Here is a 22,378-nt window from a genome sequence, read left to right on the forward strand (position 1 = left end):
GCTTCCCCTTTTTCAGTGATCGATGCGGATGATTCCCTTCAGGAAGCCGTCCGGCCGCTGGTCCAGCGCCCGGTACGCCTCCCCCAGATGCTCCAGCGCATAGGTGTGCGTGATCAGCTCTTCGAGGGCAAAAAGGCCGGCATCGACGGCCTCGATCCCGGCCAGCATCCCCTCCAGGTACACCTTCGGGTCCCGCTCATGGGCGTTGATGACGTCCACCCCCTTCCAGTTCCATAGCTGCACGTTCACCTGGCGCAGACCATCCTGGTGGAACCCCGCGATGATGATCTTCCCCCGCTCGCGCACCAGTTCGCCGGCCACGTCGAGGGGCCACTGGTGCCCGGTCGCCTCCATGACCCGGTCGCACCCCTTTCCTGCAGTCAGCTCCCGTACCCGCTCCAGGACCTTCTGGTGATCGTCCAGCGGCACGACCTCAGAGGCGCCGCAGCGCCTGGCCAGCTCCAGCGCGTATCCGCGGCGCGACAGCGCCAGCACCCTCGCCCCCCGTGCCGCGGCCAGCGAAATGAAGATGGCCCCCAGGAACCCGACGCCGATCACCGCAACCGTCTGCCCCGGCTCGATGGAGCTGCGCCGAAAGACGTTCATGGCGCAGCCGAGCGGCTCGCCCGGAAAGGGGAATCCGTCCAAAGACGAGGGAATCGGCACCAGCGCCTGTGCCTGCACCTTGTCGTACTGGGCGAAGGCGTTGTAGGAGAGAAAGGTCACCCGGTCACCGACACGCAGCCCCTCCACCCCCTCGCCCAGCTGGTGCACCCTCCCCCACCCCTCGTGCCCGGGAGAACCGGGCTTGGCCGGGTAGTCGAACCAGGATCTTCCCTGCCAAAGCGGGAGGTTCGAGGCGCAGACGCCGCAACCCTCAACCCGCACCACGACTTCCCCCCTACCCGCCTCCGGACGCGCCACCTCTTCCACCCACGCTTTCCCCGGACCGGTGATCACCGCAGCCTTCATCACATCGCTCATCAGATCGCCTCCACCCCCGTTGCCGGGTACCTTTGCTTTTTGAAGCTCCCGGCGCGCGCCGGGTATTGCATGGTTTCAGTGAGCCAGTCGTACAGCCTGCGCACCCCCTCGGCCACCGAGTGCCGCGGCGTCCATCCGGTCGCCTTGCAGAACTTCCTGGTGTCGGAGACGTAATACCTCTGGTCGCCGGTGCGCCAGTCGTCGCGCAGGATGGAGGGGAGGTCGCCGTGCAGCTCGCGCAGGAGCTCCAAAAGCTCCAGGAGACTGATGGTGCGGGCAGGACCGCCGCCGATGTTGAACGCCTCTCCCGCTATGCGCGGCATGATGTCACGCGCCCGGCACATAGCGTCAACCAGGTCCTCAACGAAGAGGAGGTCCCTGATCTGGCAGCCGTCACCGTAGAGGGTGATCGGCTCCCCCTTGAGGGTCTGGATGGCGAAGTGCGCCACCCACCCCTGGTCCTCGGTGCCGTACTGGTGCGGGCCGTAGATGCAGCTCATCCGGAAGACCGCGGCCGCGATGCCGTAGCTGCGGGCGTAATCGAGGACGTACTGGTCGGCTGAACCCTTGGAGCAGCCGTAGGGGCTCAGGAAGTCGAGCGGGGTTCCTTCCCCCAGGCCGTGGGAGCGGAGCTGCGGGTCGAGCGGCTCGTAACGCACCCCGTTTTTCCGGACGCCGCACCCCTCGATGGCCCCGTACACCTTGTTGGTGGAGGTGTAGAGGAGCGAGGGAGGGTTCTTCGCCTTGCGGATCGCCTCAAGGAGCGTGAAGGTCCCCTGGGCGTTAATGGCGAAATCGTTGGCAGGGTTGTCGATGCTGGTTGTGACGGCGACCTGGGCCGCGAAGTGGAAGACCTGCTTCGCCTCCCCTACCGCCTGCTCCAATAGGAACTGGTTGCGGGTGTCCCCTATCACCACCTGCAGCCTCTCGCCGCAGTTGTCCATGAGCCAGAGGAGGTTCTTCTCCACCCCTGCCCGGGAGAGGTTGTCATACAGGATCACCCTCTCCCCCTGCGCCACCAGGTGCTGCACCAGGTTGGTCCCGATGAAGCCGGCCCCGCCGGTGACGAGCACCGCCTTTTCCGTGCCGCCCCTTTCGACCCTGGCGGCGCTCCCGGCGCCGACCACCCGCTTCAGCGAGGAGAGCGTCTTCTCCTGGAGCAGGCGGTAGAGGAGCTTGGGCGTACCGTCCGCCTTCCTCAGGCCGAAGAAGTACTCGCGCTCGTCCAGGTGGTAGCGGTCCACCGCGGAGAGCGAAGGATCGAGGTCGTCGACGCCGTACCAGTAGACCCGCTGCGCCGGGGCGCCTAGGAAGTCGAGGAACACCCTGGCCTGCTTGAACTCGTCGTGCTGCCAGGTGGAGAAACCCGCCTCGGTGACCCAGATCTCGCAGGCGCAGTGCCTCTTGTCGAGGATCTCCCGCACCATGGCGATGTTGCGATGCCACCCCTTCCAGGTGTAGTCGAAGATGTCCGGAAAGCCGTGGATCCCCACCACGTCGATGTAATCCATCACCCCCAGCTCGAACATCCGGCAGAGCCAGTGTCCGTCGATGGGGCTCATCCCGCCCAGGACGGTCTTCTTGCCGCGCTTTCTGGCCCAGTAGGCCGCCCCCCCGATCATCTCGCCGAAGGAGGTCCAGTGTGGGTCCAGGGTCCAGTCCCACTCGCTCAGGTTGTTCGGCTCGTTCCAGAGCTCTAGGTACTCGAAGTGCTCACCGAAGGAGGTGATGAAGAGATCGATGAAGTCGGCGTAATCCTTGGGATGACGCGGCGGTGACGAGGTTTTGGCCTCGATCCCGATCGAGGGGGGGGTGTACAGCACGCAAGGGAGGAGCTCCACCTCCTGCGCCAGCCGCGGGATGAGCCAGTCGTACCACTTCTTCCCCTCGCTGGTGTACCAGTCCGCCCAGGAGATCCCGGTCCTCAGGCTCTTGGCGCCGACGGCCTTCATGTCGGAGAGGACCCTCTCCACCCGTTCCCGCTCGCCCGGCCGGAACCACTCCACGATGCCGAAGGATCCCGGAACTGATTCGCTGCTGGCCCTTTTCATAGCGTCAACCCCCGCTGGGTGAGCTCGGCATGCGCCTCGGAAACCCGGTCGATGGCGACCTCCCCTTCCAGCCACCCCGCCAGCTCGGCGAGCCCCTCGTCGAAGGAGACCCTCGGGGCGTAGCCGAGTGCGGAGCGGGCGGAACTTATGTCCGCGAAGCAGTGCCGGATGTCTCCGGCCCGGTAGCTGCCGGTGATCTCCGGCTCGATCTCCTCGCAGTTGAGCACCCGGCGGAAACGCTTGAGCACCTCGAGGACGCTGATGTTGGCCCCGCTCCCTATGTTGAAGAGCTGCTCCTGCTGCTGGTCCACCTGGAGCGCGAGCCGGCAGGCCGTCACCACGTCGTGCACGCTGACGAAGTCCCGCTGCTGCAGCCCGTCCTCGTAGATGCGCGGCGGGTTCCCGTTCATGAGCCTGGAGGCGAAGATGGCGAGCACACCGGTGTAGGGGTTGGAGAGCGCCTGCCTGGTACCGTAGACGTTGAAAAAGCGCAGGGCGATCACCGGTATGTGGTAGCAGCTCCCCACGATCAGCGCCATCCGCTCCTGGTCGTACTTGGAAAGCGCGTAGACCGATGCCAGCGACGGCGACTTGTCCTCGGGCGTCGCGACCGGGCGCAGCGGCTCGCTCCTGCGGTTGAAAGGCTCCCAGCGCCCCCGCTGCAACTGCTCCAGGGGGCGACTCACGTCGTCGTAGCAAAGGCCGTCGGCGTCGCGGTAGCGCCCTTCGCCGTAGATACTCATGCTGGAGGCGACAATCAGCTTGCGGTGCCCCTTGGCGTGGGCCATCGCTTCAAGGAGCACGGCGGTGCCGCAGTTGTTGACCGAGGTGTACTGCTCGATCTCATACATGCTCTGCCCGACCCCGACCATGGCGGCCAGGTGGAATACCGCTTCTGTCCCCGAAAGCGCCCTTTGCACCGCGGCCTGGTCCCGCACGTCCCCTTTGATCAGCTCAACCTCAGGATCCAGGTACCTCGGACGGTTTCCCTCCGGCCCGTGCACTTGCGGCACCAGGCTGTCCAGAACCCGGACGCGGTAACCGTGACGAAGAAGCTCATCCGCCAAGTGAGATCCAATGAATCCGGCTCCCCCTGTGATTAGAACGCTCCCTGCCATAAGGCCCTCCTTGGGTTGACGAGATCTGCTGCTGCGCGATTATCTAATTAACACAAAGTTAATCCTTTTAAATTAACAAATGTCAATACTAGCAGTGCCATTTTTCATGTCAAACGTTTTTTGCAGCTGTTAATGGAAAATCACCCTGTAACTTGGCAGACATCCGCGCTGCCCCCCTCTTTCCGGTCCCGGTTTTCCACTTCGCCGCCAATGAGTCGAGGCCCCCCCATGAGGCTCATGCTTAAGTCTCAGATGAACCTCGGCATGAAGCTGCTGCCGCAGTTTTAAAACGGACGAACTATGTTATTTTTAGAGCCTGTTAATTTTACTGAAGGAGAGCCGAACGGAGGTGGCGATGACCGAGCTGCAAAGACGACTACCCATCGGAGCGGAGATTGTCCCGGATGGTGTCCACTTCCGTGTCTGGGCACCGGCGCACCGGAAGGTGGAGGTAGTGCTGGAGGGGGGAGTCGGCCAGGGAAGCTCCGTGGAGCTGGAATCGGAGGAGGAAGGCTTCTTCGCCGGGGTCGCAAGCCAGGCGCGGGTGGGGTCCTTGTACCGCTTCCGGCTGGACCAGGGGGAAAACCTGCACCCCGACCCAGCCTCGCGCTTCCAGCCCGACGGCCCGCACGGCCCTTCCCGGGTGGTCGACCCCTCCAGGTACAGGTGGAGCGACGGCGACTGGCCCGGCATCCTGCGCGAGGGGCACGTGATCTACGAAATGCACCTGGGGACCTACACCAGGGAGGGGAGTTGGCGGGCCGCGGCGGAACAGCTCCAGGAACTGAAAGACTTGGGGATCACGCTGGTAGAGGTGATGCCGGTGGCGGACTTTCCCGGCAGGTTCGGCTGGGGGTACGACGGGGTGAACCACTTCGCCCCTTCGAGGCTCTACGGCGAGCCCGACGACATGCGCAGTTTCGTGGACCAGGCGCACCGCCTGGGACTTGGGGTGTTGCTGGACGTGGTCTACAACCACTTCGGCCCGGAAGGGAACTACCTGGCCCAGTTCTCTCAGTACTATTACGCCGAGGAGGAGGGCGAGTGGGGCAAGGCGATGAACTTCGACGGCAGGCGCAGCCGCCCGGTACGGGAGTTCTTCGCCGCCAACGCAGGGTATTGGATCGACGAGTTCCACCTGGACGGCCTGCGCTTCGACGCCACCCACGCGATTCACGACGACTCCCCCGTCCATGTCCTTGGGGAGATCACCGAAATGGCGCGGGCGGCCTCCGGCAAGCGCAGCATCCTCCTGGTGGCGGAGAACGAGAACCAGGACGCCCGCTGCCTGCGCCCGAAGGAATCTGGCGGCTTCGGCATGGACGCCGTCTGGAACGACGACTTCCACCACAGCGCCTACGTGGCGCTCACCGGCTACCACGACGCCTACTATTCCGAGTACTTCGGCACTCCGCAGGAGCTGATCTCGACGGCCAAGTGGGGCTACCTGTACCAGGGGCAGTTCTACTTCTGGCAGGGGAAAAGGCGCGGCTCCCCCACCATCGGCGTGAGCCCCTCCTGCTTCATCAACTACATCCAAAACCACGACCAGATAGGCAACTCGGCCTGGGGGATGAGGATCGACAGGCTCACCAACCCGGCGGCGCTCAGGACCATGACCGCGCTCCTGATGCTCTCTCCGCAGACCCCGATGATCTTCCAGGGGCAGGAGTTCTCCGCCAGCTCACCTTTTCTCTACTTCGCGGACCTGAGCCAGGAGATATCGCAGGCGGTGCATTCCGGCCGCATAGAGTACCTGAAGCAGTTCACCAACATAGACGCCCCCGAGATCATCGACTCAATAGACAAGCCCTACGAGGTGGAGACCTTCGAACAGTCGCGGCTCCACCTGAAAGAGCGCGAGCGCCACGCAAAGACCTACGCCCTCTACCGCGATCTGATCCGGCTGCGGCGCGAGGACCCGGTCTTCAGCCGTGCCTATGCCTGCCACGTAGAGGGGGCGGTGCTTGGGACGAACGCCTTCCTGCTCCGCTACTTCCTGGAGGGTGACCAGCGCCTGCTCCTGATCAACCTTGGGCGCGAACTGCACCTGGTCCCCATCCCCGAGCCGATGCTGGCGCCGCCTGAGGGGTGCAACTGGGAGATCCTTTGGACCAGCGAGAAACTTGAGTTCGGCGGTTCCGGAACGCCCAAGCTCGACACGGAGAAGTTCTGGCGCATACAGGGGAACGCGGCGGTGGTGCTGATTCCGGTCCGCCAGGGAGAAGAGCCATGACCACAGTGACACGAGACTTCCATTTCGACCGCCATGACGAAAAGGCGAAGACCCGGCAGCTCCTGGAACAGGAGTGGCTTCTCACCAACGGGCTGGGAGGCTACGCCTCCGGCACCGTCTGCGGCGCCCTCACCCGCCGCTATCACGGGCTCCTCATCGCGGCCTTCCCCTCGCCGCTTGGGCGCATGGTGATGCTGAACCGACTCACCGAGGCGATCCGCTTCCCCGATGGAAGCACGGTCCGCTTCGGCGGCGACCAAAGGGAGGGTGGGCGGCTCGACTTCGAGGGGATCGACTACCTGACCGGGTTCCGCCTGGAAGACGGGCTACCGGTCTGGCGCTACGAGATCATGGGAAGCGTGATCGAGAAGCAGCTGGTGATGGTGCACAAGCAGAACACGGTGCACCTGATCTACCGCCTTATCTCTGGCGAGCAGAAGGTGAGGCTCAAGCTGCAGCCCTACCTGCAGTTCCGCCCCCACGACGCCTCGGTGGACCAGGTGGTGGACGACCCGTACATGTTCACCGCGGTGCAAAACCGCTACCAGATCTCCATCGGGAGCCATTCGCCGCAGTTGAGGCTCGTCATCAACGGGGGACGCGGCAACTTCACCCTGGAGGAGAAGCAGAGCACAGACATCTTCTACGACGTTGAAAACGCCCGCGGCTACGACGCCCTGGGGACGCTTTGGACCGCCGGGTACTTCGCGGTCGACCTCGCGGCGGACCAGGACGCGGCGCTCACCGCTTCCACGGAGAGCTGGGAGACCCTGGCCGCGCTCCCCCCCGAGGCGGCGCTCGCCATGGAGCGCGAGCGGCGCAGGCTCCTTCTGGCAGCTGCAGACCCGAAAGCCAGACAGGGGCTCGCGGCAGAGCTCGTACTCGCCACGGACCAGTTCATCATTACCCCGGCCGGCAGGCACAAGGACAGCGTGCGCGCCCACGCCATGGGGGACGAGGTCTGCACCGTGATCGCCGGCTACCACTGGTTCACCGACTGGGGGCGCGACACCATGATCTCGCTGGAGGGGCTGACCCTCGCCACCGGCCGCCACATGGAGGCCGGCTGGATCCTGCGCACCTTCGCCCACTACGTGAGAAACGGGCTGATACCGAACCTCTTCCCGGAAGGTCACAACGACGGTCTCTACCACACCGCGGACGCGAGCCTCTGGTTCTTCCATGCCGTCAACCGCTACCTGAACCATACCGGCGACGACGCGACGCTGCAGATGATCATGCCCCAGCTGCGGCAGATCATCGACAAGCACCTCTCCGGCACCAGCTTCGGCATCGGGGTGGATCCAGGCGACGGCCTGCTCCGGCAGGGGGCCGAGGGGTACCAGCTCACCTGGATGGACGCGAAAGTCGGCGACTGGGTGGTGACCCCGCGCCGCGGGAAGGCGGTGGAGCTGAACGCCCTGTGGTACAACGCGCTCAGGCTGATGCAGCAGTGGACCGAAAAGGACGACCCCGCCTATTCGCGCCAGCTGGGATCCTTCGCCGAGCAGACCTGCCGCTCCTTCAACAGCCGTTTCTGGTACCAGGAAGGGGGCTATCTTTACGACCTGGTGGACGGCGAGCAGGGGGACGACGACGCCTGCCGCCCGAACCAGCTCTTCGCCATCTCCCTGGAGCACCCGGTGCTGGATCGGGAGAAGTGGTCCCCGGTGCTGGAGACGGTGCGCAAGCGCCTGCTCACCCCGGTCGGTCTGCGCACGCTCGCCCACGGGCACCCCGACTACAAGCCGACCTACCACGGCGACCTAAGGGCCCGTGACGCGGCCTACCATCAGGGGACCGTCTGGCCCTGGCTGATCGGCACCTTCATCGACTCATGGTTGAAGCTCTACCCCGACCAGGTCCCGACTGCGCACAGCTTCCTGGACGGGCTGGCAAGCCAGATGAGCCAGCAGTGCATGGGCTCCATCAGCGAGATCTTCGACGCCGAAAAGCCCTACCTTCCCAAGGGGTGCATCGCCCAGGCCTGGAGCGTGGCGGAGATGCTCAGGTGCTGGCTGAAGACCGCGCCCTGACATGGGTTATTTCGAGATCACGGCGTTCCTCACCACGCTCACCGCCACCTTCGCCTATATAAATTACCGTTACCTGAAGCTCCCGGATGACGGTGGGGCTCATGCTGCAGAGCCTGCTCTTTTCACTGCTGCTCGCCTTTTCCATGCGTCTTGAGGTCGACGTGATGACCCTATGGCGCTTAGCCCCCTCCCAAGGGAGGGGGTTTTCACCTGAAACGAAAAAACCCGCCGAAGCGGGTTTTTTTGTGGGTGCAGGTGGTGGGCTACTTGGCGATCAGGTCGTTTCTCACCTCTTTTACCCCCTTGACGCCGCGGGCGATCTCCCCTGCCCGCCTGGCGTTCTCGGCCGAGTCCACGAACCCGCTCAATTGCACCACGCCCTGGAAGGTAGTGACGTTGATCTGGAAGGTCTTCAGCGCCAACTCGTCGAAGATAGCCGCTTTCACGCGGGTGGTAATCACGGTGTCGTCGACGTACTCCCCAGCGCTGTCGTGTTTGGGCGTGGTCCTGCAGCCCGTGGTGAAGGAGGCCATCATGCAGGCACAAAGGATAACCATTGCCATCCGTCGAAACTTTGCCATATCCATCTCCTTTTCCTTTGAGGATGTAGCTGCCTGAAGCGCATTAATGGTATCCAATACTATTTATGTGTCAAGACCGGGGGGAAGAGCGTATAAAATTTGAAAGGACTCATTTTACCACTATACTTGGCGGGTGTTTCCAGCCAGCAACAAGTTGCAGCGGGGAGGGGTCAATGAAGCTCATACTGCTCGCCTTAAGCCTGTTTCTCACCATCTGGACCGGGACAGCTCTCGGTGTCGACGCATCGATCTGCAACCCCGGTGGGACGGTGATTTATTACCCCAACGGCGAGCTTAAGTCCTGTCCGCTGAAGGACATCACCCTTTTGAGCGGCGTGAGATGCAACATGTACGCTGAGGCGGAATTCTACGAACTGGGAACACTGAAAAGCTGCATCACCAGGGATTTCTTCTACTATGAAGAGCTGACCTGCAACGAGTACAGCACCATCAGCTTCTATGTCTCCGGCAAACTACAGGGATGCGTCCTCGCCACCCGGGTCGAGGTCGACGGCAAGGTCTGCGTCGAGCTGCAGCCCATCGAGCTCTTCGAGAACGGGAGGCTCAAGGCCTGCAGCGCTCCGCACTAACGCCCTTTCCCCAGACGCCCCATGACCTTTTGCATGTCGTTCCATGCGTCCCGTTTCAGCCCCTGGTTTTCCAGCATCGCCTCGGGGTGGTGCGTCGGCATGAGCGGTATTCCAGCCAGGTCGTGGAACCTGCCGCGCAGCCGCTGCAATGGGGCCTCGCTTTGGAGCAGCAGGGAGGTAGCCTCCTCCCCCATGCTTACCACCACCTCCGGGGCCAGGGATGCGATCCGGCCGGCGAGGGCGGCGCGCGAAACCCCGCCTGGGGGAAGGCTGAAGAGGCAGACCTCTTCCTTGCTGAACCCCATGGCGGCGACGATCTTCTCCAGGAGACCTCCCGCCTCACCGCTGAATCCTGATCCGTGCATGACGAAGAGAAGCCGGGCTTGCGGGTCCCCCTCGATGCGGCAGGGCTCCTCCGGTGCTGTGACGCCTTCCCTTTCTTCTGGAGCGGGGGGCGCCGGAACAGTCTCCGGGCGAGGGGGCGGCGGCGCTTCCGCGCGAGCCTCCTGGGACCGAGGGGCGACGCTCCTAGCCCTCTCTGCGGCAACCGGCTGAGCCGTGAGGGGGAGTTCGTCCACGCCGCTCTCCAAAAGCTCGGCCAGGTAACCTTTCAGCGAGCCAAGCACGGTTTCCCTTTCGTCCATCTCGACCATCCCAAACCCCTTTACTTTTTCAGCCTCATTAACTATGCTCGACCACATGTGGATACTAGCTGCAGCAACACTCTTCCTGGTCATAGCGGTACCCGAACAGGCCTACGCCTGGGGCGCCGGAATCCATCTTCAGCTCGGCATGAACGTCCTCGCCAACCTCGACGCGCTGAAACCTGCCGTTGCGGCCGTCATCTCGGCGCACCCCTACGACTTTCTCTACGGCACCATCGCGGCGGACATCACCCTCGGCAAGAAGTTCACCCACTACCTGCAGCACTGCCACCGCTGGCGCATCGGCCACCGGGTGCTGGACAAGGCGGGGGACGCCGCGCAACAGGCCTGCGCCTACGGCTACCTGAGCCATCTCGCCGCGGACTGCATCGCACACAACTATTACGTCCCCTACAAGGTGATGAGGAGCTTCTCCTCCCTCACCTTGAAGCACGCCTACTGGGAGATGCGCTTCGAGAACTTCGTGGAAAAGGAGATCTGGGAGACGGCGAAGAAGGTGTCCCTGGAACACTTCAGCTCCAACGACCAGCTTTTGCGCAAGGTCCTTTCCGACACCATCTTCTCCTTCGGCACCAACAAGCGGATCTTCAACTCGATCCTGCTGGTGAGCCGCCTGGAGAAATGGCAAAGCCTTTTGCAGACGCTCTCTGAATCCTCCCGCTACGTGCTGGAGGAGGACGACCGGGAGGAGTACATGCAGCTCGCCCAGGAGGCGGTGTTCGACTTCCTGAACAACGACGAGGAGTCCCGCTACTACTTCGCCGACCCCACCGGGGAGCGGGCTCTGGCCGCAGCGGAAGCGGTGCGCAAGAACCTGAGGCTTTTGTACCGGACCGGAAAGCTCACCAAGCCCCAGGCGATAGCCGAGCTGGAAGAGCTGAAGCCGAAGCTGAAGGAAGCCATCTGCCGCCCCGAGCTCCTCTTGGAGATCCTATCGGCTTGACGAGGCGTCCCCCTTCCCTGCCGTGGCCCCGCGCAGAACTTCCACGCGCTCCAGTATCTCCCCTGCCAATTCATCCTTCCCCATCATGGGGAGCTCCTCTACCCGGCCATCCCGGTACAGGAGCTTGACGATGTTGGTGTCGACGTTGAACCCGGCCCCCTCCTGGGAGACGTCGTTCGCCACCACCAGGTCGAGGTTCTTCGCCTTGAGCTTGGCGCCGGCATTTTTCACCAGTTCCTGGGTCTCGGCCGCGAACCCCACCAGGAGCCGTCCACCCTTCATGGCCCCTATCTCGGCCAGGATGTCCGGGTTTTTCTCGAGCTCGATGCAAAGCTCCGCCTCGCTCTTCTTCATCTTCTGGCCGCTGCGGGACCTCGGGCGGTAATCGGCCACAGCCGCCGCCTTGATCACGATATCGGTTCGCTCCAGGGCATCCAGCACGGCGTCCCGCATCTCGGTCGCGCTCTGCACCCGGACCAGCTTCACCCCGTGCGGCGCAGAAAGCGCGGCAGGCCCTGTCACCAGGGTGACCTCCGCTCCCCTCAAGCGCGCCTGCCTCGCGATGGCGTACCCCATCTTGCCGGAGGAGTGGTTGCTGATGAAGCGCACCGGGTCGATCTCCTCCAGGGTCGGGCCCGCCGTCACCAGGACCCGCTCCCCCTTGAGCCTCTTGGGGGTCAAGGCCGCCACCGCCTCCTCCAGGATCACCTCGGGGGCCTGCAGTTTCCCCTCACCCTCGTAGCCGCAGGCGAGCATGCCGCAGGCAGGCGCCACGAAGAGGTAGCCGTGTTTCTTCAGGCGCTCTTCGTTCTCGCGGTAGATGGGGTTGTGGTACATGTTGACGTTCATGGCCGGGGCGATCAGGACCGGCGCCCTGGTGGCCATCACGGTGGTGGTCAGAAGATCGTCGGCGATGCCGCAGGCGAGCTTCCCGATGCAGTTGGCCGTGGCGGGGGCGACGATGAAGAGGTCGGCCCGCTCGGCCAGCGAGATGTGCCCAATCTCCTGCTCCGAGATCAGGTTGAAGAGCTCGCTGTGCACCGGGTTCCCCGAAAGGGTCTGGAAGGTGAGCGGCGTGACGAACTGCTTCGCTCCTTTAGTCATCACCACGTGGACCGTCGCCCCGGCCTTGACCAGAAGGCGCAACAGCTCGACGGCCTTGTATACCGCGATCCCGCCGGTTACCCCTAGAACGATCTCCTTCCCTTTCAGCATCGCCTCCTCCTATTCGTTGATGTAGGGGTTGCTGCGCCTCTCGCGCCCGATGGTGCTGGAGGGGCCGTGGCCGGGCCAGACGGTGGTGTCGTCGGGAAGCGGCATCAGTTTCGCCTTGATGGAGGCCATCAGCTGCTCGTGGGAGCCGCCGGGCAGGTCGGTGCGCCCTACCGAATCGGCGAAAAGGGTGTCGCCCGTGATCACCAGCTTCTCGTGGGCCAGAAGCAGGCAGCACCCCCCCTGGGTGTGCCCAGGGGTGTGCAGCACCTCGATGGAGCGCCTGCCGAACTCGAGCTTCATGCCGTCCTCAAGGAACCTCGTCGGGGCCGGGGAGTCCTCGACGCTCAGGCCGTACTTCTGCGCGCTTTTGGCGGCCAGCTCCAGAAGCTTCTGGTCTCCCTGGTGGATCAAAAGCTCGGCGCCGGTCTTCTCCTTGAGGCTGCGGTTGCAGCCGACGTGGTCGAAGTGGCCGTGGGTGTTGACGATGTACTTGATCTTGATCCCGAAGCGCGTGACGGCGTCGAGGATCAGGTCGCAGTCTGCGCCCGGATCCACCACCACCCCTTCGTTGCTCTGCTTGTCTCCCAGTATGAAGCAGTTGACGCCTAGCGCGCCGACCACTATGGTCTCGAACAACATGCCATTTCCTCCCTGCGGTGCCGGGCGCCTAGGCTGCGGCCGGGAACCCGCTTCGATGCATCGAAAGTTATTCCCTGCCGTTTTTCAGCGCGGCGAAGGGGTTGTTGCTGAAGCTCTTGCGCTCCTGGCCGCCCCGGGGAGCGTCCGTGCGTTCACGGCGCGGCGCCCCCTGCTCCGGCGCGCCCGCCAGTGGCGGCGCCGGGGCCGCCACCGTCTGCGGCAAAAGCTCGGACGGCTCCAGGCACGCCTCGGGGGCGAGATCCTGCTCCTCCTCGAAGAGGCCGTTCTCCTTGAAGAAGTAGCGGTCGTAGAGGCGGTGGTACGAGGTCCAGCGCGAGGGGTTGTCCGGCTCCTTGCGGATGTGGGTCCTGATGCCGTTGATCTTGGAGTCAAGGTCGTCCAGGTAGTTGAGGATGGTCGCCTCCAGCGTTTTAGGGCGCTTGGGGGAGCCGTATTCGTACTGGCCGTGGTGCGACAGGATCATGTGCTTCAAGAGCATGGCGAGCTCGGCGGGAAAGCCCGGGAGCGCCGTGATCCGCTCGTGCAGCATCTCGGCCCCGATGGTGATGTGGCCGATCAGCTTCCCCTCGTCGGAGTAGTCGAAGCAGCGCAGGTAGGTCATCTCGCGCACCTTCCCCACGTCGTGCAAAAGCGCGCCCGCGATCAGGAGGTCGCGGTTCAGCCCAGGGTAGAGCGGGACCATGGCGTCGACCAGCTTCGCCACGGCAAGCGAGTGCTCCAAAAGCCCCCCCAGGTAGACGTGGTGCATCCCCTTGGCCGCCGGCGCTACGCGGTACTGGGCCAGGAGTTCGGGGTCGTGGAAGAAGGAGGACAAAAGCCTGGAAAGGTCCGGGTCCTTCACCCCGGCGATGAGAGCGTGCAGCTCCTCGACCATGGAGTTTATGTCCCGGTTCGTTTCCGGAAGGAAGTCGGCCAGATCCACCGTCTCCTCGGGAACCTTCTTCAGCTCCGAGACGATCAACTGCATCTTGCCCAGGTAGACGCTCGCCTTGGCGCGCACGGAGAGAAAGTCGTTGCGGTCGAAGAGCGCGCCCACCTGGTCCGCGTTGTCCCAGACCTTGGCGTCGACCTCGCCGCTTTTGTCCATAAGCTTCAGGGTGAGGTACGGCTTGCCGTTCTTCGCCATGGCCACGATCTTCTCCTTGACCAGGAAGACCGCCTCCACCAGGTCGCGGTCCTTTATCTCGGCAACGCATTTCTTTTTCACTTGAAGCTCCTTGTAGGCCGCGCCTCCCCTTAGGGGCGCCGCGGCGTTGAACCGTTTGTTGTTACACCTCTGGTTTCCCGGCACCGAGCCGCGCCGCGATGGCGTCGGCGACGCGAATCCCGTCGAGGGCGGCGCTCATGATGCCGCCGGCGTACCCCGCCCCCTCGCCGGTCGGGTAGAGTCCCGGGTGGGAGACCGACTGCAGGTCGGGGCCCCGCAGGATGCGCAGGGGGGCCGAGGTCCTGGTCTCGACCGCGGTGAGGGTCGCCTCGGCGCTCACGAAGCCGCGCATCTTCCTGTCGAAATGGCGGATCCCCTCCTTAAGCGTCGCGGCGACGGCCGCGGGTAGAAGTGGGGTCAGCTCGCACTCGACCACGCCGGGGCGGTAGCTGGAAGCGACCCTCCCCTTCCCCTCCCCCAGAAAGGCGAGTAGGCTCTGCGCCGGCGCCAGGTATCCCCCTCCCCCGGCCGCATAGGCGCTCCGCTCCAGGTCGCGCTGAAACTCGATCCCGGAAAGAGGCGACTCCCCCGGAAAGTCCGCAGGCCCAACGGTGGCGACGAGCGCGCTGTTGGCGCCGGGGCCGTTGCGGCGGTAGCCGCTCATGCCGTTCACCACTACCCCGCCCGCCTCGGAGGCGGCGGCGACCACCACCCCGCCGGGGCACATGCAGAAGGAATAGGCGGAGCGACCCGTCTTCTCGTTGTTGTAGGCCTGCGCGTACTCGGCAGGCGGGAGCTCCGGGTGCGGGTTCCTGCCGTACTGGATCTCGTCGATCAGGGCCTGCGGGTGCTCCACCCTGAGCCCCACCGCGAAAGGCTTCGCCTCCAGCGATACCTTTGCCCGGTGCAGCATGGCGTAGGTGTCGCGCGCGCTGTGCCCTGGCGCCAGGATCAGCGCATCGCAGGGGTGCTCCGAGGTCTCGTTCACTACCACGGCGTTCACCCGTACGCCGGAGAGCCCGATCCCGCTCACCCTGCTCTCGAAGCGGATCTCGAAACCCGCCTCGATGAGCCGCTCCCTGATCCCCTTCACCACGGCGCGCAGCCGGTCGGTCCCTATGTGCGGCTTCGCCAGGTAGAGGATCTCCGGCGGGGCCCCGAACTGGACCAGCTGCCTCAGCACCCAGCCGCAGTTCTCGTCCTTCACCCGCGTGGTCAGCTTGCCGTCGGAGAAGGTCCCCGCCCCACCCTCGCCGAACTGGACGTTGCTCTCGGGGAGGAGCTCCCCCGCGCGCCAGAAGCGGGCGACGTCTGTGCCGCGTCGCTCCACCTCCCGCCCGCGCTCGAGGACCAGGGCGCTGAGCCCGTACTCGGCGAGCCTCAGCGCCGCGAAGAGCCCGGCCGGCCCCATGCCGACGATGACGATACGCTCCTTCGACGCGATCCTGGGAAACTGCTCCTTTCGAGCCGGCTCGACCCGGGAAACGTCCCCCCCCTCCTTGACCCGGGTCTCGTCGGAAAGCGTCACCTGCACTGTATAGACCAGCTTGATCTTACCCTTCTTGCGGGCGTCGACCCCCTTTCGCACCAGCGAGATGGAGGTGATGGAGCTCTCGGGGACGCCTAGCTTGGCCGCGGCCATAGGACGCAAAAGGCGCTCCTCTTCTCCGGGAGAAAGGGCGAGGTTTCTTAGCAGAAATGGCATGGGGTTCCGTCAGGCGGCGCTGGAGCCGCGCCTCTTTCTTTCCAGAAGCTGCTCGACGATGATGACGATGTCCAGCGGTGGGGTTGATTTCGGTATGTGCACCTTGGCGCCCATCTCGGCGATCGGGTGTTCGTGCGGGGCGCCCTGGAACATGGAGGTCAGGAGGATGATGACGGGGTCCGGGTCTTCCGAGAGCCGGATGATCTCGAGAGAGGCGCTCACCCCCCCCATCCTGGGCATGACGAGGTCCAAAATGACGGCGTCGAATTCCCCCTGGCCGTAGGCCTCCACGCCGGCCTGGCCGTCATCGGCGGTGACCACAGCGAAGCCGGCGCTCTCAAAGGCGTCCGACATCACCTTCTGGAAGAACTTGTCGTCGTCCACCAGGAGGATCTTTCTCCGGTTTTCTGCTGTCATTTCAACCTCAAAGCGCGATGGGATGCGCCATCATACAAAAATGCGCCCCAAAAGGGAAGGGAGAATCCTCCCGCTACCTCGGCGCGGCAAGCGGCAGGCGCACCAGGAAGGTGGTCCCCGAGTTGTCGCTTTTCTCCACCTCGATCTTCCCCTTGTAAGTCTTCACGATGCGCAGGACCACGGAGAGCCCGAGCCCGGTGCCGCGGCTGTTGGTGGTGAAGAACGGGTCGAAGATGTTGGGGAGGTTCTCGGGCGGGATCCCCGGGCCGGTATCGGAGACCCGCACCGTGAGCCACTGCTCGTCCCCTTCCAGCTCTACGGTCAGGGTCCCCTCTTCCGGCATCACGTGGATGGAGTTCAAAAAGAGGTTGGTGAAGATCTGCTCGATCTCCATCGGGTCCGCCTTGATGGCGGGGGGGATGTTCTTGAAGTCGGTGACGGCGCGGATCTTCTTCTGGCGCAGCTGCGGGGTGAAGGCGTCCAGGGTGTGCTCCAGGACCCGGTCGACCCGCACCTCGCTGATCTCGAACTTGGGGCGTTTGGAGGCGTCCAGAAGCTTCCCCAGGATGTTGTCGATCCGGTCCACCTCCTTGAGGATCTTCTCCACGTAGTCCAGGCGCTCGTGCTCGTCGAGGCCGCTTTTGATGAGCTGCACGAAAAGCGCGATGGAGTTCAGCGGGTTCCTGATCTCGTGCGCCATCCCGGCGGAAAGGTAGCCGAGCGAGGCGAGCTTCTCGGACTGCACCACCTCCACCTGGGCCCGGCGCAGCGCCTCGCTTTTTTCCTGCACCCGGCGCTCCAGTTCGCGGTTCCAGTCCGCGATCTCGGCCAGAAGCCGCTCCCGTTCGCTCAAAAGGGCGCGGTTTTGCAGCTCGATCCCCCGCAGCTTCAGGACGCTCTCGATCCTGTCGACCAGGTCCTGGTTGTTGAAAGGCTTCAGGATGTAGTCGGAGGCCCCCGCCTTCATCAACTCGACGGCGATCTCCTCGCTCCCCTTGCCGGTGAACATGATCACGTAGGTGTCGGGGTAGCTCCGCTTGATCTCCTTGAGCGCGGTGAGGCCGTCCATGTTCGGCATCATGTAGTCCAGAAGCACGAGCTCCGGGCTTTGCTTCTCGATGCAGTCGAGCCCCTCCTGGGCGGAAAGGGCGGTGAACACCTGGTAGCCTCGGTTTTTGAGGATGATGGCGGTAAGGTCGAGGATGACCTTCTCGTCGTCGACTATCAGCACGCGGCCGCGCGGCTCTTTATCCTGTTGGGACATGACGGGCGTTCCTGTTCTTTAGGGATTGTGCTCTTCAAAAAAAAGGGGCAGCAAACGCTGCCCCGCAGAAGTCTTATGGCGCCGCAATCAGGCGAGCCGTACGGTTACAACCGGGCAGAGCGCCTTTCTAACCACGCGCTCGGCGGTGCTGCCGAACAGCAGGTGGTCAATCCCGCTTCTCCCCTGGGTCCCCATGACGATGCAGGAAGAATGGTCGCTCTCGGCCCGCTTCAGGATCTCCTCCCAGGGGACGCCGGTGACGATGGAGCACTGGTAGTTGGCAAAGCCGGAGAGGCGGCTCTCACAGAACTTCCCCATCATCTTCTCGGCCCCCTCTTCGATCTCCTTTTCCAGGTTCTCGAAGGAGATGTGCGGCACGTAGAAGCCGCGCAGGTCCACCGGTTCGTTGATGACGTGCAGGATGGTCAGCTGGCTGTCGAACTGCTTGGCCAGGGTGAGCGCGTACTCGAACGCGTGGTCCGAGCTCTCGGAAAAATCGGTGGCAAACAGAATCTTGTCGAAGCTTCTCATCCCGCCTCCCCGTGAACTGTTCTGAGTCAGTGGCTGGTTTCCTTGAAGATCTTTTTCAGGATCGATTTGAGCTCGTCTATCTTCACCGGCTTGTTGATGTATTCGAAGGCGCCAAGGTTCATCGCCTCGATATAGGACTCGACACCGCCGTAGGCGGTAATCATGATCACGTTGCTGGAGGGATAGCTCCGGTTGAGTTCCTTCAAGAAGGTGATGCCATTCATCTCCGGCATGTTGATGTCGGTCACGATCAGGTTCACTTCCTGCTCGCGCAGGTAGTTCAGAGCCTCGAAACCGTTGGCAACGCTGTCAACCAGGAACCCTTCCTTCGCCAGCAACCGGGAGAGACCGATGCGCGCGTTCTCCTCGTCATCTACCACCAATATTCGCTTGGGCTGCTTTGGCAAGATCGGCTCCGATTCGTTTATTAAAAATGCAGCTTTGATTCTAGCACCGCCCCCCGGGGTGTCAAGCCGCCCCTTCTTTCCCCAAGAGGTAATCTTTTACGCAGCTTACCGGAAGTCGGCATCACTCTGCGCCCGGGGAGACGGGTCTGCTTTCAGCACAGGGAAAAAGCTCCTCATTGAAATGCCGGGGCTTTTAATGACCTTCGCCCCTTCCCAAAGCCTCGGCCCCAAGTTTCTGCCATGGAAGTCTTGCGCCAGCTTGAACTATTGTTCCGCCTTCAGCTCCACGTGCGCAGGCTGTCCGGCCTGCCCAAGCGCCTGCAGCGGCCGGCCGTTGAATTCGCCTTCGACGGCGCCGCCGTCGCCAAGCTCAAGCGAGAAGGAGCGCTGCCCCTTCCACTCGATGATGTCGCCGGCCTTCAGGTCGTAGCGCTGGGATATGCTGTCGTCTATGGTGATGCTGAGCCAGCTGTCCCGGTTGAAACGCAGCTTAAGGACCACACCCTTCTGTCTCCCGGCGGGGGCGGCGTCCAGGGAAGGCTCGGCCGCAGGCTCCGCCAAAGGTGCGGGGCGCGCCGAACTGAGCTGCTTTTGCACCGGGGAGGTCATGGGAGCCAGAACCGGGGCGGGGAGCGGAGCCGGGGGCGCCGGCCGCGGCAAGGGGGGAGGCTCGTCGGCGTCGGAGTAAAAAAGCGCAGTGATGACGACCAGGACCAGCAAAAAGGCGGGGATGATCCAGCGCCCGGGGCCGGCAAGCTTCGCCTTTTCGACAGTCTTCATACCCGGGCGCGGCTGCGCGGGCTCCGCCTGCGGCTTCGCTGCCGGGGCCAGTTCGCGCTCATACCTTGCCACCACCTCGTCTCCGGAAAGGGAGAGGTAGCCGGCGTAGAGCCTCAAAAATCCCTTGATGTAGGCGACGTTGGGGAGCTTTTCGAACTGCCCCTCCTCGATCGCCACCAGGTAGTTCTTGCCGATCTTCGTTACCTGGGAGGCGTCTTCGAGCTTGAGCCCGCGCGCTTCTCGCACCCCCTTCAGGTACCTCCCTACCGGCACCTCCGCGTCCATGTTCTGCTCTGGATCAGACACGTCACCTCACCTTGAGCAGGTCCAGGTACTCCCTGGAGAGCTGCCCGATATCGGAATCGGGGGCCAGACGAACCACGTCCTGGAAGGCGCTCTTGGCCGCCTCGGCGTCCTTGAGCTTCATCTGCGCGAGCCCCAGGTAGTAATGGGCGGTCGCGTAGGAGCGGTTCAGCTGCAGGGCCTTTTGGTACTCTTCGACCGCGAGTTCGGTCTTTTCGAGGGCGAAATAGACCCGGCCCAGGTTGAGCCGGATGCGGGGGTCGCTGCCGTTTTTGGCGGCGGCGTTGCGCAAGACGGTCAGGGCCTGCTGGTACTCCCCTTTGCCCAGATAGGCAAGCCCCAGGTTGATGGCGACGCCGTCCTGCCCCTGGTAGAAGATGTCGTCCTGCACCAGCTTGAACTGCTCGATGGCGTCGTCCCAGCGCTTCATCTCCAGGTAGTTGACCCCAAGGTTGTTGCGGGCGTCGGAGAAGCGCTCCTTGTTGGCGATCGCCTTCAGGTACTTCTCTTCGGCAAGGTCGTAGCGCCCCTTGCGGTAACAGGTGAGCCCCAGAAGGTTCAGCAGATCCGGGTCCTTCGGGGTGAGCTTCTCGGCTTCGCTCAGCTCCAGGAGGGCGCCGGTGTAGTTGTTCTCGGCGTAAAAGGACTGCCCCATCTGGTAGTGGTAGATGGATCGGTTCTTGTCCCCCTGGCTCAGGGCGCATCCCGTGGTGAGCAAAAGGGCTAGGGACAGCATGATCGGAATCTGACGGGACATAAGCCTCACTTCTTGGCTGCCGGTAGGTACCGGGGGAAATTAGCAGATTAGCGAGTGGTTGTCAATGAGGAGCCCTTCAGCCGACGGGGTGCCTGCGCCCCGGTCAGAGCTCCCCTACCCCCTGAAAATGCGTCATCTTCTTGAAGCTGCGGTAACGGGACTCGATCTCGGCGTAGGAGAGCGTCTTCAGGCGGTCGAGGCTGAAGGCCTCGACGTTGAAGGAGGCCATCACCGAGCCGAAGATCACCGCCTGGCGCACCCCCTGCTCGGAGACGTCGCCGGTGTTGGCCAGGTACCCCATGAAGCCGCCGGCGAAGGTGTCGCCCGCGCCCGTGGGGTCGAAGACCTCCTCAAGCGGAAAGGCCGGCGCCGCGAACACCGAGTGCCCGTTGAACATGAGCACGCCGTACTCCCCGCGCTTCACGATCAGGTTCTTCACCCCCATGCCGATGATGGCCCGTGCCGCCCGCACCAGGTTAGCCTCCCCGGAAAGCTGGCGCGCCTCACCCTCGTTGATGATGAGGAAGTCGACCCGGCTGATCACCTTCTTGAGCGCCTCGGGCTTCGAGGAGATCCAGAAGTTCATGGTGTCCAGCGCCACCACCTTGGGGTTCGGCACTTGGTTCAGCACCTCCATCTGCAGTTCCGGGTCGATGTTGGCGAGTATCAGGTAGTCGGCGTCGGCATAGGAGGGGGGGATCACCGGCTTGAAGCTCTCGAAGACATTCAGGTGCGTCTCCAGGGTCTGCGCCTCGTTCAGGTCGTAGCCGTAGCGCCCTTTCCAGTGGAAGGTCTTTCCCGGGACCCTGGAGAGGCCGGTGAGATCGATGTTCCTGGAGGCGAGGAACGTGGTGTGCTCCTCGGGGAAGTCCTCGCCCACCACCGCCACGAGGTTGACGTCGGTGAAGAAGCTGGCGGAGGTGGAAAAGTAGGTGGCGGAACCGCCGAGAACGCGCTCCCTCTCTCCGAAAGGGGTCTCGACGGAATCAAGGGCCACGGAACCGACAACGAGTATGCTCATAAAACCTCCTGGAAGCGATAAGGGATGAGGTACGGCAGGGTCCATCTGTTTCTGGTCTGCCGGCAGCGCGGACAGCCGTCTAGAGGTATTTCCCCATGATAAGCTCCAGGTTCTCGCGGGTCTCCACCGGGATCACGGAGGTGTCGCTGATGATGGCGTACTTAAGCGCCTCGCCGCAGGCGCAGGCGCGTCCAGCGGCCACCCTGGAGACGGCCTGGCGGATGATCTTCTTCGCGCTGGCGACGTTCGACTTGATGATGGCGATGATGGCCTCCACCGAGACGTCGGCATGGGCGTCGTGCCAGCAGTCGTAGTCGGTGGAAAGCGCTATGACGCCGTAGCAGATCTCCGCCTCGCGCGCGAGCTTCGCCTCGGTCAGGTTGGTCATGCCGATCACCGACGCCCCGAAGGAGCGGTACAGGTGGCTCTCGGCGCGGGTGGAGAAGGCCGGTCCCTCCATGCAGACGTAGCACCCGCCGCGGTGGACGACTGCGCCCACCTCGACTGCGGCTGCGTGCAAAAGCCCGGAGAGTTCGCCGCAGACCGGGTCGGCGAACTGCACGTGACCAACCACGCCGTTGCCGAAGAAGGTGTCCTTTCGGAAGCCGCGGGTGCGGTCGATGAACTGGTCGGGGATCACGATGTGCCCCGGGACGATCTCCTCCCTGAGGCTTCCCACCGCCGACACCGAGATGATGCGGGTGACCCCCAGCTTCTTCATGCCGTAGATGTTGGCGCGGTAGTTCACCTCGCTGGGGGTGAAGCGGTGCCCCTTGCCGTGCCGCGGCAGGAACACCATGCGGACGCCGTCCAGCGTCCCGGTCACGTACTCGTCGCTCGGCCTGCCGAAGGGGGTATCCACCGTCACCTGGGCGACGTCGGTCATCCCCTCCATCTCGTAGAGCCCGCTGCCTCCGATAACACCGATTACCTCGTTTGCCATCTCTACCTCCAGCGATTGAATTTC

21 protein-coding genes are annotated in these 22,378 nt (G+C 63.7%); 4 read left to right on the top strand and 17 right to left on the bottom strand.

The genetic code is table 11. From position 1 onward, the window contains the following. Positions 1-12: 12 nt before the first annotated feature. The 3 genes from GEOBRER4_RS12540 to GEOBRER4_RS12550 are packed head-to-tail and all read right to left on the bottom strand — an operon-like array spanning position 13 to position 4,153. Positions 13-984 carry an MDR/zinc-dependent alcohol dehydrogenase-like family protein gene (locus tag GEOBRER4_RS12540; RefSeq protein ID WP_185242583.1) on the bottom strand — a complete coding sequence of 324 codons (972 nt, stop codon included), beginning with the start codon at positions 982-984 and terminating at the stop codon, positions 13-15. Continuing rightward, entirely contained in the window at positions 984-3,035 is a 2,052-nt protein-coding gene (locus tag GEOBRER4_RS12545; protein WP_185242584.1) for an NAD-dependent epimerase/dehydratase family protein, read from the bottom strand. Before GEOBRER4_RS12545 ends, GEOBRER4_RS12540 begins: the two co-directional genes overlap by 1 nt. Continuing rightward, on the bottom strand, positions 3,032-4,153 hold the full coding sequence (locus GEOBRER4_RS12550; protein WP_185242585.1) for an NAD-dependent epimerase/dehydratase family protein: 1,122 nt from the start codon (positions 4,151-4,153) through the stop codon (positions 3,032-3,034). The genes GEOBRER4_RS12545 and GEOBRER4_RS12550 overlap by 4 nt, the downstream gene beginning before the upstream one ends. Before the next feature lie 355 nt (positions 4,154-4,508). Between GEOBRER4_RS12550 and treZ the strand changes: the two genes are divergently transcribed. After that, positions 4,509-6,389, top strand: coding sequence for a malto-oligosyltrehalose trehalohydrolase (gene treZ / locus GEOBRER4_RS12555; RefSeq protein ID WP_185242586.1), 1,881 nt, complete (start codon positions 4,509-4,511; stop codon positions 6,387-6,389). Continuing rightward, entirely contained in the window at positions 6,386-8,425 is a 2,040-nt protein-coding gene (locus GEOBRER4_RS12560) for an amylo-alpha-1,6-glucosidase (RefSeq protein WP_185242587.1), read from the top strand. Before treZ ends, GEOBRER4_RS12560 begins: the two co-directional genes overlap by 4 nt. Before the next feature lie 263 nt (positions 8,426-8,688). On the opposite strand, the gene GEOBRER4_RS12565 is transcribed toward GEOBRER4_RS12560, so the two are convergent. Beyond that, positions 8,689-9,006: a BON domain-containing protein gene (locus tag GEOBRER4_RS12565; protein ID WP_085812292.1), complete on the bottom strand. Its 318-nt coding sequence runs from the start codon at positions 9,004-9,006 to the stop codon at positions 8,689-8,691. Between the two features lie 173 nt (positions 9,007-9,179). On the opposite strand from GEOBRER4_RS12565, the gene GEOBRER4_RS12570 reads away from it, so the two are divergent. Further along, positions 9,180-9,596, top strand: coding sequence for a hypothetical protein (locus GEOBRER4_RS12570; RefSeq protein ID WP_185242588.1), 417 nt, complete (start codon positions 9,180-9,182; stop codon positions 9,594-9,596). On the opposite strand, the gene GEOBRER4_RS12575 is transcribed toward GEOBRER4_RS12570, so the two are convergent. Continuing rightward, positions 9,593-10,249, bottom strand: a complete 657-nt coding sequence (locus tag GEOBRER4_RS12575) for a uracil-DNA glycosylase (protein WP_185242589.1) — start codon at positions 10,247-10,249, stop codon at positions 9,593-9,595. The genes GEOBRER4_RS12570 and GEOBRER4_RS12575 overlap by 4 nt on opposite strands. Before the next feature lie 34 nt (positions 10,250-10,283). On the opposite strand from GEOBRER4_RS12575, the gene GEOBRER4_RS12580 reads away from it, so the two are divergent. Continuing rightward, positions 10,284-11,204, top strand: coding sequence for a zinc dependent phospholipase C family protein (locus GEOBRER4_RS12580; protein WP_085812289.1), 921 nt, complete (start codon positions 10,284-10,286; stop codon positions 11,202-11,204). Here the strand turns inward: GEOBRER4_RS12580 and coaBC are convergent. The 12 genes from coaBC to mtnP all read right to left on the bottom strand — a co-directional run bounded on the left by coaBC (position 11,193) and on the right by mtnP (position 22,354). Next, positions 11,193-12,419: a bifunctional phosphopantothenoylcysteine decarboxylase/phosphopantothenate--cysteine ligase CoaBC gene (gene coaBC / locus GEOBRER4_RS12585; RefSeq protein WP_185242590.1), complete on the bottom strand. Its 1,227-nt coding sequence runs from the start codon at positions 12,417-12,419 to the stop codon at positions 11,193-11,195. The two genes, GEOBRER4_RS12580 and coaBC, sit on opposite strands and share 12 nt — an antisense overlap. Before the next feature lie 9 nt (positions 12,420-12,428). Further along, a complete protein-coding gene (locus GEOBRER4_RS12590; protein WP_185242591.1) occupies positions 12,429-13,058 on the bottom strand; it encodes an MBL fold metallo-hydrolase in 630 nt (209 codons plus the stop codon). Between the two features lie 67 nt (positions 13,059-13,125). Next, positions 13,126-14,286: a 3'-5' exoribonuclease YhaM family protein gene (locus GEOBRER4_RS12595; protein ID WP_185242592.1), complete on the bottom strand. Its 1,161-nt coding sequence runs from the start codon at positions 14,284-14,286 to the stop codon at positions 13,126-13,128. Between the two features lie 61 nt (positions 14,287-14,347). Beyond that, positions 14,348-15,931, bottom strand: a complete 1,584-nt coding sequence (locus tag GEOBRER4_RS12600; RefSeq protein WP_185242593.1) for an NAD(P)/FAD-dependent oxidoreductase — start codon at positions 15,929-15,931, stop codon at positions 14,348-14,350. A gap of 9 nt (positions 15,932-15,940) precedes the next feature. Continuing rightward, positions 15,941-16,348, bottom strand: a complete 408-nt coding sequence (locus GEOBRER4_RS12605) for a response regulator (RefSeq protein WP_185242594.1) — start codon at positions 16,346-16,348, stop codon at positions 15,941-15,943. Positions 16,349-16,421: 73 nt separating this feature from the next. Further along, complete coding sequence (locus tag GEOBRER4_RS12610) at positions 16,422-17,612, bottom strand: response regulator (protein WP_185242595.1); 1,191 nt, start codon at positions 17,610-17,612, stop codon at positions 16,422-16,424. A gap of 87 nt (positions 17,613-17,699) precedes the next feature. Then, a complete protein-coding gene (locus tag GEOBRER4_RS12615; protein ID WP_085812282.1) occupies positions 17,700-18,143 on the bottom strand; it encodes a universal stress protein in 444 nt (147 codons plus the stop codon). A 26-nt stretch (positions 18,144-18,169) separates the two neighbouring features. Continuing rightward, positions 18,170-18,550 (bottom strand): response regulator, encoded by a 381-nt coding sequence (locus tag GEOBRER4_RS12620; protein WP_012530095.1) that lies wholly within the window; start codon positions 18,548-18,550, stop codon positions 18,170-18,172. Positions 18,551-18,814: 264 nt separating this feature from the next. Beyond that, the gene (locus GEOBRER4_RS12625; protein ID WP_185242596.1) at positions 18,815-19,636 is read right to left on the bottom strand and encodes a helix-turn-helix domain-containing protein; all 822 of its coding nucleotides are present in this window, start codon (positions 19,634-19,636) and stop codon (positions 18,815-18,817) included. Position 19,637: 1 nt separating this feature from the next. Next, positions 19,638-20,390 carry a tetratricopeptide repeat protein gene (locus GEOBRER4_RS12630; protein ID WP_185242597.1) on the bottom strand — a complete coding sequence of 251 codons (753 nt, stop codon included), beginning with the start codon at positions 20,388-20,390 and terminating at the stop codon, positions 19,638-19,640. Positions 20,391-20,493: 103 nt separating this feature from the next. Beyond that, a complete protein-coding gene (locus tag GEOBRER4_RS12635) occupies positions 20,494-21,411 on the bottom strand; it encodes a PfkB family carbohydrate kinase (protein ID WP_085812279.1) in 918 nt (305 codons plus the stop codon). A 79-nt stretch (positions 21,412-21,490) separates the two neighbouring features. Then, complete coding sequence (gene mtnP, locus GEOBRER4_RS12640; protein ID WP_185242598.1) at positions 21,491-22,354, bottom strand: S-methyl-5'-thioadenosine phosphorylase; 864 nt, start codon at positions 22,352-22,354, stop codon at positions 21,491-21,493. Positions 22,355-22,378 lie beyond the last annotated feature (24 nt).

This window comes from Citrifermentans bremense (assembly GCF_014218275.1).
GTDB lineage: Bacteria > Desulfobacterota > Desulfuromonadia > Geobacterales > Geobacteraceae > Geomonas > Geomonas pelophila.